This window comes from Frankia sp. KB5, from assembly GCF_002099325.1.
GTDB lineage: Bacteria > Actinomycetota > Actinomycetes > Frankiales > Frankiaceae > Frankia > Frankia casuarinae.
In genome coordinates this window covers 1-12335 of the sequence record NZ_MRUJ01000147.1, presented here as the reverse complement: position 1 = coordinate 12335, position 12335 = coordinate 1, and the positions used below count along the sequence as shown (strand labels likewise).

The 12335-nt window shown below is 71.9% G+C and carries 14 protein-coding genes; 3 read left to right on the top strand and 11 right to left on the bottom strand.

The genetic code is table 11. The annotated features are described in order from the left end of the window. The 5 genes from KBI5_RS15220 to nhaA form a co-directional block, all read right to left on the bottom strand. The coding region (locus tag KBI5_RS15220; protein WP_085015608.1) for an SLBB domain-containing protein at nucleotides 1-1417 on the bottom strand (1417 nt) is incomplete at its 3' end. Beyond that, nucleotides 1414-2043 carry a ferric reductase-like transmembrane domain-containing protein gene (locus KBI5_RS15215; RefSeq protein ID WP_023841956.1) on the bottom strand — a complete coding sequence of 210 codons (630 nt, stop codon included), beginning with the start codon at nucleotides 2041-2043 and terminating at the stop codon, nucleotides 1414-1416. The genes KBI5_RS15215 and KBI5_RS15220, both read right to left, overlap by 4 nt. Then, a complete protein-coding gene (locus tag KBI5_RS15210) occupies nucleotides 2040-3137 on the bottom strand; it encodes an FAD:protein FMN transferase (RefSeq protein ID WP_085015607.1) in 1098 nt (365 codons plus the stop codon). The genes KBI5_RS15215 and KBI5_RS15210 overlap by 4 nt, the downstream gene beginning before the upstream one ends. 1 nt (nucleotide 3138) lies before the next feature. Beyond that, nucleotides 3139-3420 carry a hypothetical protein gene (locus KBI5_RS15205; protein ID WP_011436981.1) on the bottom strand — a complete coding sequence of 94 codons (282 nt, stop codon included), beginning with the start codon at nucleotides 3418-3420 and terminating at the stop codon, nucleotides 3139-3141. A gap of 172 nt (nucleotides 3421-3592) precedes the next feature. Beyond that, nucleotides 3593-4921 (bottom strand): Na+/H+ antiporter NhaA, encoded by a 1329-nt coding sequence (gene nhaA, locus KBI5_RS15200; protein WP_011436980.1) that lies wholly within the window; start codon nucleotides 4919-4921, stop codon nucleotides 3593-3595. Nucleotides 4922-5010: 89 nt separating this feature from the next. Between nhaA and KBI5_RS15195 the strand changes: the two genes are divergently transcribed. After that, nucleotides 5011-5409, top strand: coding sequence for a hypothetical protein (locus KBI5_RS15195; protein ID WP_133057047.1), 399 nt, complete (start codon nucleotides 5011-5013; stop codon nucleotides 5407-5409). A 124-nt stretch (nucleotides 5410-5533) separates the two neighbouring features. On the opposite strand, the gene KBI5_RS15190 is transcribed toward KBI5_RS15195, so the two are convergent. From KBI5_RS15190 to KBI5_RS15170, 5 genes are all read right to left on the bottom strand, one after another. Next, a complete protein-coding gene (locus KBI5_RS15190) occupies nucleotides 5534-5893 on the bottom strand; it encodes a group 1 truncated hemoglobin (protein ID WP_011436978.1) in 360 nt (119 codons plus the stop codon). 390 nt (nucleotides 5894-6283) lie between these two features. Then, on the bottom strand, nucleotides 6284-6493 hold the full coding sequence (locus KBI5_RS15185) for a hypothetical protein (protein WP_011436977.1): 210 nt from the start codon (nucleotides 6491-6493) through the stop codon (nucleotides 6284-6286). 164 nt (nucleotides 6494-6657) lie between these two features. Beyond that, nucleotides 6658-7311 (bottom strand): hypothetical protein, encoded by a 654-nt coding sequence (locus KBI5_RS15180; RefSeq protein WP_011436976.1) that lies wholly within the window; start codon nucleotides 7309-7311, stop codon nucleotides 6658-6660. A gap of 97 nt (nucleotides 7312-7408) precedes the next feature. Beyond that, a complete protein-coding gene (locus KBI5_RS15175; RefSeq protein ID WP_035912391.1) occupies nucleotides 7409-7729 on the bottom strand; it encodes a hypothetical protein in 321 nt (106 codons plus the stop codon). Nucleotides 7730-7845: 116 nt separating this feature from the next. Further along, the gene (locus KBI5_RS15170; RefSeq protein ID WP_011436975.1) at nucleotides 7846-8556 is read right to left on the bottom strand and encodes a hypothetical protein; all 711 of its coding nucleotides are present in this window, start codon (nucleotides 8554-8556) and stop codon (nucleotides 7846-7848) included. 338 nt (nucleotides 8557-8894) lie between these two features. On the opposite strand from KBI5_RS15170, the gene KBI5_RS15160 reads away from it, so the two are divergent. Continuing rightward, nucleotides 8895-9929, top strand: a complete 1035-nt coding sequence (locus tag KBI5_RS15160) for a hypothetical protein (RefSeq protein WP_011436974.1) — start codon at nucleotides 8895-8897, stop codon at nucleotides 9927-9929. A gap of 103 nt (nucleotides 9930-10032) precedes the next feature. Beyond that, complete coding sequence (locus tag KBI5_RS15155; protein WP_041257912.1) at nucleotides 10033-11838, top strand: hypothetical protein; 1806 nt, start codon at nucleotides 10033-10035, stop codon at nucleotides 11836-11838. Nucleotides 11839-11861: 23 nt separating this feature from the next. On the opposite strand, the gene KBI5_RS15150 is transcribed toward KBI5_RS15155, so the two are convergent. Then, nucleotides 11862-12335: CHAT domain-containing protein (locus KBI5_RS15150; RefSeq protein WP_116289931.1), on the bottom strand; the 474-nt coding region annotated here is incomplete at its 5' end.

The following is a 12335-nucleotide window of genomic DNA, read 5'->3' as shown; positions in this document are numbered from 1 at the left end:
CGCCGCGACCGGCGACCAGGGCGGCGAGGCGCAGCGCCCGGATGGCGGACTGTCCCGGATCGCCAGCCCCCTGCACCGGGCCGCCGGACCCGCCATCCGTTCGGGCCATCCCGGCCACGGCGTCCGCAAGCTGGGGCAGCCCGCTGACGCATGGCCCGCACTGGCCAGCGTTCTGCGCGGCCAGGTACCCGACGATGCGCGCGGTCTCGACGAGCCCACAGCCCCGGGCCGGGAGGACGGCGACCACTCCGGTGCCCGGTGCGGCACCCCACGGCGCCAGCGCCGCCCGGGACATCGCGATCGTCGCTCCCGGGCCGCCGGGCAGCCACGCACCGCTGTAACCGCCGACCCGGAAGGCCCCGACCTGCTCGGTGAAGCCGCCCGCGAGCTGCGCGAGAGTGCCGAGCGGGGTGCCGAACGGCACCTCGACGACACCGGGCGCGGCGACCGCTCCCGTCACGGTGGCCAGGAACGTGCCCGGTTCCTCGGCGGTCCCGACCGAGCGGAACCAGCTGGCTCCCCACCGGGCGATCAACGCGAGGTGCGCGAGTGTCTCGGCGTTCTGCACCAGGGTCGGACGGCCGTGGAAACCGGCCTCGGCGAGCGGTTGCCAGTGCGCGCGCGGCCGGGCCGCCCCTCCCTCCAGCGCTGCGATGACGGCCGATGCCTCCCCGGCGACGAAGGTCTCCGGCGCCTCCCGGATCTGGACGGTGAACCGGTCCCAGCCCGCGGCCCGCCGTTGGGCCAGCGCCCGCCGGACCGCCGTGACCGCCGGACCGGGTTTGAGATAGACGAAGGCGTCATCGGCCCCGACCGCCTCCGCGGCGAGCTGCAGGCCGTCGAGGACGAGGTGGGGCGCCACGGTGAGCAGGGTGACGTCCTTGGCGCTCTCGGGTTCCCCTTCGGCGGCGTTGGCGACGACCACGGGGTGCGCGCTGCTGCGGTACCGGTCGGCTCGGTGCCCGGCGTTCCGGTGCTGGCTGCCCCGGTGCGTGCTGCCCCGGTGCGCGCTGCCGGAGTGGCTGCCGTCGAGGCAGGTGCCCTCGGCGCTCGCGGCGAGTTTCCGCCAGGTGGGGAAGGCCGCGCCGCCCCGCCCGGTCAGCCCGGAGTCGTGGATCTCCGGAAGTAACCGCCCGGGTCCGCCGCGCCAGGGCAGCGGTCCACACTGTCGGTCGTGCGCGGCGAGGTCGGACGCGGCTGCGGTCAGCAGCCGTCCGGCCGGGACGTGATGCGCGGGGAGGCCGCCCGCGCCGGCCGCGGGCCGTACCGCGTGCATGGCCGCGGGCCAGGGCTCGCGCCCCCACCCGGGCTGGGCCTCAGGGGAGCCGGCGCGGCCGACGTCGCTGGTGCCGGTGGCGATGCTGGTGCCGGTGGGGATGGACGGTTGGGCCGCTCCGGTGGCAGCGCGGATGGTCATGTCTGCTCCGATCTGGGGGTCATGGTTGTGGGCGCCGCCGGTTGGTGTCGCGGGCTGGGGGGCCGGTGTGGGCTGGGGGGCCGGTGTGGGCGGGGGAGGATCCTGAAGGAGGGGGAGCAGCGCCAGGCCGCGGATCCGGCGACGGCGAGCGCGCAGGCCATCGCGACGGCTCGCAGCCACGGCGTGCCGGCGTCGGTGCCCGAGCCCAGGCCGTGCGAGAGGGCGAGTGGCCAGGCGCCGTAGGCGGCCCAGTGCACTGCCCGCCAGGCGCGCACGCCGAGGCGCCGGCGGAGCAGACTGGTCACGACCACGGCGATGAGAAGGTCGGCGGCGACGGTGCCGAGCCCGACCCACAGCGGTCGGTAGCCGGCGCCGAACGGCAGGACCACATCCGCAATGCCGAGCTTCGCGTACGGGTCGAGCAGCAGCGTGCCGATGTGCATGGCGAGGAGCACGACCGCGAGCAGGCTCGCGCCGCGGTGCACGGCGCCGATCGCGAAACCGGGCAGACCCGCGAGGCCGCGACCCGAGCGGGCCACGATGCCGAGGACGACCGTCAGGGTGAGCAGCAGCAGGCACGTGGTGCCCGTGCCCCGGGCGGCGTACCAGAGGGCTTCGGTGCTCATCGGCCGGAACCTCTCGGCCGTGTCGCCGATCCAGCGGACGTGACTCGGGTTCCATCCTCGGCGGGCGGAGCCGTCTCGGCCCGGTCTACCCGGACCCCGGCCACTCCGGCTCCGGCCACTCCGGCTCCGGCCACTCCGGCTCCGGCCACTCCGGCTCCGGCCACTCCGGCTCCGGCCACCTTGGCCCGGCTCGGGGCGGGCCAGCCAGCGGTCGTGACGATCGAGCCGTCCGTGGCGACGAGCCGTGCCGGCATCCCGAGCCGGCGCAGCCAGCCCACCGCCGCGGAACCACGGACGATCGCGGCGGTGCTCGCCGTGTTCGCGTCGAGGCAGCTCGCGGCCGCCACGGTGGCGGTCCGCCAGACCACCGGCGCGGGCTGGCAGGTGCGCGGATCCAGGATGTGGTGCAGGAGCCGCCCGCCGCGCCGCCACCGCCGCCCGAGGGTGCTGGACGTCGCGACCGCGCTCCCGGCGGCCAGGGTGATGGTGCAGGCGGGCTCGCCCGGGCGGTCCTGGACCCGAATGCGCCAGCCGCCCTCCGGCGCGTTCCCGGCGGTGGCGACATCCCCGCCGAGGCTGACCAGCACGCCGGTGTCGAGCCGTTCGGCGACCAGAGCGGCGCAGCGGTCGGCGGCCTGCGCCTTCGCCGTCGCTCCGAGGTCGAGCCGCACGTCGTCCGGCAGCGTCAGTGTGTTCCCGGTCAGCCGGATCCGCTGCCAGCCCGGCGCCGGCCGGTGCACTACCCGCAGCCGCCGGCCGTCCGACGGCAGCAACGTGATGTCCCGGTCGTAGCCGAGAGCGGCGAGCGGTCCGCCGACGGTCGGGTCTACGTCCCCGTCGGTGCGCCGGGCCGCGAGGAGCGCCGCACCGACGAGGTCCGCCAGTAGCGGGCTGATCCGTTGCGGCGTCCCATCGGCGTGATCGAGCTGGTTGATCTCCGCGTCGGCCCGGAAACGACTGGCGACCTCGTCAACGGCCGCGAGATGGTCCACGACGATCTCCCGGGCGGCGGCCAGTGCGCCGGGCTCGGTCACCACGAGCCGGGCGGTCGTGCTCCACACCGACCACTCGACCGCCGCTGCCGCGCCGGGCATCTCAGGAACCACCGGTCGACGCGTGCGTGGGACCGTCGGCGCTCCCCACCGTCGTCCCGCCCGACCAGCCGCCGGACGAGGACGCGCTGTCGGAGGTCGACGATGAGGTGGATCCGTTACCCGAGGTCACCGAGCTGTCGTCCGTCGTCGAGGACCAGGTGGCCGCGGATGCGGAATGCTCATGGGCCAGCACGCCGAAGCCGATGGCTCCGGCGGCCGCGACGGCTGCCAGTCCGGCGGTGACGGGGCCTACCCGTCGGATTCCCTGCTCACGTGTGGCCATGGCCGGTGTCCTCCTACCCTGCCGGCGCTCCGGGAGGAGCCCCGTGACTATGAGGGTGGGAGTCGGTCCTGTGTGTTACCTGTGCGTCACCTGTTCGATTGCCGAGGGCGGAACACCCCACGGGCGTGGGGTGGACTTGATGGTGCTGCACGAGCGGACCGACCGGACCGGATCACCCCCACGGGCGTGGGGAGGACCGGTGCAGGTCTTGGTAGACGTCGGGGATGCCGTCGTGGTCGCGGTCGGCGGTCTCTGCTTCCTGGAGCCGGCGGTAGACGCGATTGCGCAGACGTAGCACGACGGCGGCGAGCAGGGCGGCGAGCAGAGAACCCGTCAGGACAGCGATCTTGACATGGTCGTCACGTGCGCTGCCGCTCCCGAAGGCCAGTTCGCCGATGAGCAGGGAGACGGTGAATCCGATACCGGCCAAGACCGCGAGCCCGAGAACGTCGGTCCAGGTCAACCCGTCGTCGAGGGTGGCGCGAGTGAAGCGTGCTACCAGGAAGGTAGCGGCCATGATCCCCAGAGGCTTGCCGACGACGAGACCGAGCACGACACCGAGGGCCGCCCGGTCGCTCAGCGCCGCGCTCAGTCCGCTCAGGCCATCGACGGTGACTCCGGCGGAGAAGAACGCGAAGATTGGCACCGCCACCCCGGCCGACAGGGGCCGCCAGCGGTGCTCGAAGTGCTCGGCCAGCCCCGGTCCCGCCTCCGGGCCGCCGGCACGGGTACCGCGGAGCACCGGCACGGCAAACCCCAGCAGCACGCCAGCCACGGTGGCGTGCACGCCGGAGGCGTGGACCAGTGTCCAGGTCGCGGCGGCCAAGGGCAGGAGGAGCCACCACGAGCGCACCCGGCGCTGGACCAGCAGAGTGAACAACGCCAGCGGCACCAGCGCGCCCAGCAACGGGAGGATCGACAGGTGGCGGGTGTAGACGACGGCGATGATGACGATGGCGAGCAGGTCATCGACGACCGCGAGGGTGAGCAGGAAGGTCCGCAGACCGGACGGCAGGTGCCGGCCAATGACCGCCAGCACCGCCAGCGCGAAGGCGATGTCGGTGGCGGTCGGGATCGCCCAGCCCGCTGAGGCGTCACCGCCGACGTTGACCAGCGCGTACAGCACGGCCGGAACGGCGACACCCCCGCAGGCGGCCAGGACCGGGACAGCGGCCCGCCGAGGGTCGCGGAGGTCTCCGGCGATGAACTCGCGTTTGAGTTCCAGCCCGGCAACGAAGAAGAAGATCGCTAGCAGGCCGTCGGCGGCCCACTGAGCCAGGGTGAGGTCCAGGTGCGCCCAGGACGGGCCGAGCTGGTAGGACAGCATCGACTGGTACGACTCTGACCACGGCGAGTTCGCCCAGCCCAAGGCCAGGACCGTCGCGGCGAGCAGCAGCCCGCCACCGATGGCCTCCCTGCGTAGGATCTCGGCGATCCGGCGAGCCTCGGGCCACGACCTGCGGTCGAACAGGCTGAACCGGCGAGACGGAACTTGGCCCACGGCGGTGCTCCTCACCAAGGGGTCGGGTCACACGTTGCCGACCAGACTTCCCGGCGCACCGAACCCACCGTAGCCGAGTCGGCGTTAACATGCCCCCCATACCAGCCGAAACGGCTAGGCACACCCGGCACGGGGCCGGCAGGGGACCCACCCACCCCGAAGCACTGCCTCACCACGCCGGCTACAGCCTCGCCGAGCAGGCGGTGATCCCGACGCCGAAGAACGCCCTCCCCCTCGCACGRCTGACCAGCAGCGACCTCGTCGAGGACAAGGTCAGCACCTGTCCCGGCGTCGAATCCGTCCGCGTGGTTTGCTGCTTCGTCGACGCGGACAGCTACCRCTGGCTCGACCGCACCCGACGGCACCCGCTAGCCGAGAAAGGAAGCCGCCGGGACGGCTCGTTCACCACCAACGACGTCCGTGCCATCCTTGCCCACAGCATCCCCGTCGCCGACGGCGATTGGCGTCGACCTCCATCTCTCACATGATGGCGTCCATACCGAACCCGGGCGGTTCGCATTTGCAACTGTGCCCCGCCCGGTTTCTCTCGTTCGAGCCGGGTGCGGCTTCACTAGCCTGGCCGCGCAAGGTCGTGTATGATGTGAGGTATTACTACTTCGATATCGTGACGACGTCGGAACGCAGCGGGGCGAGGGCCGCTCCGATCTGGCCGGTGGTTTCCGTCGGGACACCGAGGCCGGTCAACGCCGCGAGCAGATGGTCCACCACCGCGTCGAAGTGGGCGTCGGTGAGGCCGAGCGTGGCATGTACCGCGGCCATGTCCCGACCCCGGTAGACCTCGGGACCACCGATCACCGCGGCGATGAACGCTCGCTGGTGTTCCTTGAGACGGGGCAGGTCCCGGTTGGCAAAGAGGGGTGCAAGAACGGGATCGGCCGTCACCCGGACGTAGAAATCGTCGACCGCGGCCTGTACGGCCGTCGCGCCGCCGATAGTGTCGTAGATACTCATCAGAGGTCTCGCTTTCGCAGGAGAGGACCGACCGGAGGTCGTTGACCATGTTTGTTACCGTGGCTGCACTGGTACCCGTCCGCCAGGTTCACTGAACCACGGGCACAATTTCCTTGAAAGAGTCTAATGTCCGCGCGGCAGAGAAAGATGGCAGGCGAACGCGGGCCGTCCGGCTCCTTCCGCTCGCGTGTGGGCAGAAGCTTTACCTGTTGAAGGACGGCTAGGAAGGAGCGCTGTCCTCCTCGTCCGGCGCGAGGAARGCCCTGGCGAAGATCCGCAACACCGAGGACCTGTGGACACAGGTCGTGGCACTACCGTGAACCCCCCGGGTTCGGGGGCCATCGGCACGACGATCACTCTCACGGCGGCGGTCAGCCGGTGACTGGGGCGTCAGCCGGTGACGGCCCCGGTGGCCGTGTCGACGACGGACACGTCGTTCCCACCGAAGTTGGTGACGTAGACACGGCTGCCGTCGGGAGCCACCGCCACTCCGAAGGGGAGCACGCCGACTCCGATGGCGGCGCTCACGACACCCGCGAGCGGGTCGACCACCAGCACCTGCCCAGTTCGGATGCTGGCCACATAGGCGTGGATGGTCATCTCAGCCCGCATCCCGACGGTCGATGGACCACGACCGAGCGTAGTAGCCGGAACGGCAATGGTTGATCAAACCAGCCGATCGTCGATAGCCGATCTTGCTCCATCTCGAATCGGAAAGACCCAGATGGAGAACGCTCCGTATTCCGTATTCCGCGGCGCGGTGGCTACGGGCAGGCCTGGCGCTGCCGGGTGCCGCGGCTGCCCCCCACGAAACTCACGAAGTTCGTGGGGTTCAGCGGCGAACCGAGGCGGTAGCCGCGGTTGAAGCACGAGTAGTTGTGGACGTTGTACGACTGCATGTGCACGTGCTCGCCGGTCCAGCAGCCGGCATCGCGGGGAAGGCCGGTGGCCACCGCGCCGACGGTCGAGTCCCAGCGATTGATCCACTGGCCCACGGCGAGGTTCGCGGCGGGAACGAGGTGTCCGTAGGTGACGGAACCTGTCCGGCGCTCGTTGACGTAGATTCCCACGTTCACAAACTTTCCGCCGCCGCCGTAACGGCAGGCCTCACCGATCTGGTCGACCCGGGTGGCCACCGGGTAGCCGCCGGCCTGGGGCGCCACGAACACCTTCACCGCAGCTCCGGGAGCGGCGGATATGTCGCCGGACCAGTCGCCCTGGTCCTGGTCGTGGAACAGGAAGTGGTGGGTGGCCGGGTCGGAGGTCCAGGTTCCCGCCACCGGGGCACCGACCCAGACCTCCGGATCCGGCGTGGAAGCGGACGCGGCCGACGGGGCGACGAGCGCGACACCGGCGAAGGTCAGTATGCCGACCAGCGCGGCCGCGGCCGAGCGCAGTATTTGCGGAACTGTGCGCATGAGTGAACTCTCTCGCTCGCTGGGAACCGGGTAATTGCCGATGAAAAGCGATGTGAGCTGACCGGGTGGTGYGTCCCGGCGGGTGGTTGCGCCTGGTTCAGCGGTCGTCGGAGGAGGGCGCCACCGGCGGTACGGTGCGGCTGGCGGCGGGCTGGTCCGCCGGAACGCGGCGAAATCCGCCGCGCTGGTCACGTTCGAAACGGACCGTAGGCGGGGGCATCCGACGCGCCAGCCAGACGGCCAGGGTGACCGGCCAGAAGCAGACCAGGACCATGCGTGTCGCGAACCATCCGTACCCTCCTTCCAGCTCGGACGGCCCGAGCTTCCGCATGGTCGGGAGTCCGGCTCGGGCCCGGACGACGGTGGCTCCGACAACAACGCCCACGAACCACAGAAGGAAAACGATGGCGCCGCTCATGATGAATCTCCTGCTTCTTCTTCCGGATGATCTGAAAGGCGAGAGGGTGCCGTCCTCCTGGCCCGGACGGACGGGGCTCGGCGGAGTTGGGCCGGCCCGCTGCGTGGGCTCGCCCATTAGGCGCTCAGCCGGGTGACCAGGGCGACCACGGTTACGGGAAGTCGTCCGATGGCGCTGGCCGCCCGGACGTAGGCGGCGGAGACAACGGTCAGGACGAACGGCGTGACCGGGCTTGCCTGTACGCCGTAGACGTCGACCTGGAAGCCCCGGTGATTCGACCAGTTGTAGGCGCCCACCAGCCCGTAAGCGACCGTGAAGAGAGCCATCAGGACGCCGAAGAGAATCCAGGGCAGCGCGAAGATGACTCCGGCGGTCTCGGCCGAACGCCGGCGCAGGCCGGCAGTCACTGCCACGACCGCGACCGTCAGTGATCCCCACACGTGGTAGGCGTGCACCGAGTCGTTGTGGTTCCAGGACAGGAACGGATGCAGCCGGGGGCCACTGAGGGGGATGTTCGCGAAGATCAGGTAGCTCGCCCCGTAGCCCATCGTGGAGGACAGCGCCACCCAGGCGACCAGCAGCGCCGCAGCGCCGAGGACCGCACCGACTGCGGTCGCCCGGGCTGCCCAGCCGATCTGGAGCAGGCGCCGCACCTGCCCACTCACCCGGCGCAGGCCTCGCCGCCCGGCGTTCGCCGTGGAGATCCACGAGTTCACCAGGAGGTAGAGCTGGAACAGCAGGACGATCAGCGCCGCCGGACCGAAGATCTTTATCAGGTAGGTGAGGGCGAGATCGTCTGGTGTGGGGAGCTGGTGCAGGAGATCCACGGTCCGGATGCCTTTCCTCGCGTCGTGGCGGACCCGACGGGCGGCGGGTCAGGTGACCGTCCGGCCGTTCGGTGACCGGGCGTCGACCGGTCGGTCGGCACCAGGCGGTGCGCCCGCGAAACGTGGGCCGCTGGTTGGGATTGACGGACGGCTGCCTGTGAACACGKCACTCGTCGGCGGCGGCCTGCACCGTGAGCACCGGCGGCGGACGAAAACCCCGGCGTTTTCCCCGCGCTGGTGGGCGGCCGGCCCGGTGCCGCCCTCCACCGTCCGTCAGTGCCTGTGTCAGGGTCGGCACTGGTAACGGCGCCTCACGTCGGGAGATGAGGTCGGCAGCTATGGACGTCGCACGGAGACCTGGGCTCGGCACGGAGACGGGTCCGCTCGCCTGGGACGGGTTTGCCCGCGTGGATTACGTCGACCAGACCCCGGGCCGGCGCGGGCGCGGCCGTCTACAGTTCACCCTGCTGACCGTGGAGCAGACGATGGAGGCGGACGTGCGCCCGGGGCTGCGGGTCGCGTTCGTGGCCGACGATCCGGACGGGCCGCCGGTCTTCATCGGTGTCCGGACCATGGGACGGCGTATCCCTGGGGATCTGCGCGAGCTGCTGGGGGCGAGTGTCGTGTCCGTCGCCGAACAGGTGCTCGCCGGGCCACCGCGCAGCCGGTGGGCCCGGCTGGATCTGCGGGTCCTAGATGCGCTGGCCCTGGCCTGGGCGCCCTACCGGGAACAGGTGCTGGCCTCGCACAGGGCCGCCGCCGGCCAGGAATCGACCGCGACCACAGAGCCGGATGCGGACCTCCCGATCGACGCAGCTGATCGGCGGCCGCGGTCCGGCTCGTGGGACGGCGGGCTGTGGGCGCTGCTCGCGGTGGACGAGCTACGCGATGCCGACGTGGACCTTCCCGGGGCCGCGAGCCTGGGAATGATGGGCGGCAACTCCGGCCTCGGGCCGATGCACGCCACGGACGGGCCCCAGCAGCGCGGGGACGATCCGGCCGAGCCGGGCGGGGCCTCCGATCAGTCGGCGCACCGCGCGGAGGCGGCCCGTGGCCGCTGGGAGATCCCACGCGACCTCGCCGGGCTCGCCGGCATCGAACGCACCCTGGACTGGGAGATCCACGCCGGGGAGGTGCATGTCGTGGCCCGCCGTCGCCCGGAAACCTCCGTCGGCGCCGTCGGCGGCCAAGGGGACTTCGCCGCCTGGCCGAGAACGGTCGAGGTCTCGTTCGACAACGGCAGCGGCATCTGGACGCCGCTTGCGCCGCACCCCGACGGAACGCTGCGGGCCCAGCTCACGATCACCGTCGTCCTGGCGCAGCTGCCCGCTGTCCGGGTCCGGGTGACCGATCCAGATGGCGCAGGGCCGTGACCTGCCCGTCAGGGGCCGCCGGCGGGCACCGGGCCGCCGCGGGCGGCGCCACGCTCCGGCATCGACACGTACGTACGCCGCATCGGCAAGGAACGCGGAGACCATGACTGACCTGCCCGACCGTGCGCAGCTGGAACGCGCCGCGCGCGCCGTCCTCGCCCAGCTCGACTCCTACGACCTGGACCGCGTCTTGGCGAGCGGCAACGGTCTCGACGACCTGCTGCACCGGATGGTGGTGCGCGCGGAGGAGGTCTGCGCTCTGTGGCCGCAGTCGATCCCGCCCGACCAGCACGAGCTGCTGGCGCTCTGCGTGCTCACCCGCACCCGGGGCAACGAGGGCGTGCACATCGTCGCAGGGCGCGCGGCGAGCTGGTTGCGGACCTATCTGCAGGTGCCCGGCCTCGCCGTCCCCGCCGCGTTCGTCGTGGCCGAGAAGGATCCGGTGCCACTCATCCGAGCGATCGACCAGGCGTACCGGGCGGGAACCGCCCTGGCCACCGAGCGCGCGGAGTGGCCGCTGCACCTGACTCTCGTCAGCGCCGTCGCGGCCTGCCAGCGGCCGGACCCGGCCGGCCCGCAGCGCACCACGGTTGAGCTGGCGGCGCAGATCCTCGACCGTGGGATGGAGCTCGCCGCCGCGTACGAGGCCGGCGACACGCCGCTGCCGGACGTTCCCCTGCCCGTCGTCGGTGACCGCCGCTTCCTGGTGCAGCTCGCGGCCTATGCTTGCGCCGCGCGCGAACTGCGCGAAGACGGCGCGCGCGGCGAGCCGTTGGCCGAGGTCGCCGCGTACGTGCAGGAGATCGCGCAGTGGACCCGACGGGAGATGTCCCGCCGCCGTCGACACCGGTTCGACGGCAACGAGGGTTTCGACGCGGCGATGTACTTCGCCGCCGCGGCAGACATCATCGACCGCAGTGCCGACCGCGATGGCGATGAGAGCGTCGGCAGGCCCGGTGGATCACCCGCGGCTGGTGCCGGAGCTGCGGTGCAGCCGCAGGCCGACGTGGTCTTCCGACGGCTCACCAGAGGTCTGGGCCGTGGCTGGCTTACCGCGAACAAGAAGATCGCCTCCGTGCAGCTGGAGACGTTGCCGCCGGCGCTGGCGCCCGGGGACGACACGCGGGTGCTGACCCGAATCATCGCGGTGGACGCGTTGGCCGACCGGGTCCTGGGCGTGCTGACCGCCGGCACCAACCGGGCGGACCGTGCGGTGCTGGCCAACTGGGTGTGCGGCTCGCGGGCCGTCGACCAGTTCCGGGTCGGCGGTGATGACGACCTGTACCTGCTACTCTCCCGGCTGCGCCGGGTGATGCTCGCCGTCGCCGACCCGCAGGCGAGCCCCGCGCGGCCGCTGGAACCGGACGCGGCGGACGTCGCGGCGATGAGAACTGCGCTGCGCCGCCGGATCGCGGCGGCGATATCCCTCGACGCGGGTCGCCTCGACCCGCAGGAACTCGTGGCGGCGGCACTGCCGCCGCTGTGGACGTCGCGGCAGCCGGTGATCCGCGCGCTGCGGGCGCAGATCAGGAACAGCGCGGACTGGACGGGCCCGCGGTCGGCGCTGCGCCGGGCGCCGGAGATCCTCGCGGCCCGCGCCGTGCGCGGCCCCGGCCAGATCACGCGCGACACCATCGAGCCTCAGCACGCCCCGACCGGCCGCTGCATCACGTTCGACCCTGCCAACCTGGACGCCGCACCACGATGCGGCACCCGGGCCAGCCGGCTGGAGGTGGACCCCGCCGAGATCTGCCCCGCCCGGCCCTGGGGCGAACCGGGCCGGGTCGACAGCCGGGCAACGATTGGTGATTTGTTCAATCTGAGCGTCGCCTCCGTCCGCGGCTACCTCAACCGTTATCGGGAGAACCCGGACCGCTGGGCTCCCCTGATCGAGGCCGACCAGCCCTGAGCGGCCCAGGCCCGGGTACGCGCTCAGGCGCCAAGGTGGACGAGCCCGGCCCAGGCGGCCGGGTCAACGAAGGGGAGCCACGCGTCGTCCACCATGGCCGCGGCGACCGGGCCGGGCATTGTGGCCGGCGCCGTCCGGTAGGGGTCCAGCGCCCAGTCCTGGGCGGCCTGCATGGCCTCGGCCGGTGAACAGTCCTCCACGACCAGGTTGTGGTGCAACACGAACATCATGGTGGCCGTGTACCTGTCCGGCAGATCCCACAGAGAGCCGTACACGGTGCGGGCGCCGGCGGCGAGGAACGCGGTCGCGATGCTGAACGCCTCGTCGTAGTCCGCACCGGTGACGTTGGTCGAGCAGGCAGCGAGGAACACCCGCTCGACGCGGGTGGCGGCGCTCTGCTCGGCCAGCAGCTCGCGGGCGGTCAGCGGCCGTCCGTCGGCGAGCTCCAGATGCGACGCCGCCGGGTCCGCGGGGACGGCGAAGCCGTGGCACGCCAG

Coding starts and splice junctions, on each gene's coding strand:
- KBI5_RS15215 (WP_023841956.1), bottom strand. CDS start 2,043: ATGAGCACCGAAGCCCTCTGGTACGCCGCCCGGGGCACGGGCACCACG.
- KBI5_RS15210 (WP_085015607.1), bottom strand. CDS start 3,137: ATGCCCGGCGCGGCAGCGGCGGTCGAGTGGTCGGTGTGGAGCACGACC.
- KBI5_RS15205 (WP_011436981.1), bottom strand. CDS start 3,420: ATGGCCACACGTGAGCAGGGAATCCGACGGGTAGGCCCCGTCACCGCC.
- KBI5_RS15190 (WP_011436978.1), bottom strand. CDS start 5,893: ATGAGTATCTACGACACTATCGGCGGCGCGACGGCCGTACAGGCCGCG.
- KBI5_RS15185 (WP_011436977.1), bottom strand. CDS start 6,493: ATGACCATCCACGCCTATGTGGCCAGCATCCGAACTGGGCAGGTGCTG.
- KBI5_RS15180 (WP_011436976.1), bottom strand. CDS start 7,311: ATGCGCACAGTTCCGCAAATACTGCGCTCGGCCGCGGCCGCGCTGGTC.
- KBI5_RS15175 (WP_035912391.1), bottom strand. CDS start 7,729: ATGAGCGGCGCCATCGTTTTCCTTCTGTGGTTCGTGGGCGTTGTTGTC.
- KBI5_RS15160 (WP_011436974.1), top strand. CDS start 8,895: ATGGACGTCGCACGGAGACCTGGGCTCGGCACGGAGACGGGTCCGCTC.
- KBI5_RS15155 (WP_041257912.1), top strand. CDS start 10,033: ATGACTGACCTGCCCGACCGTGCGCAGCTGGAACGCGCCGCGCGCGCC.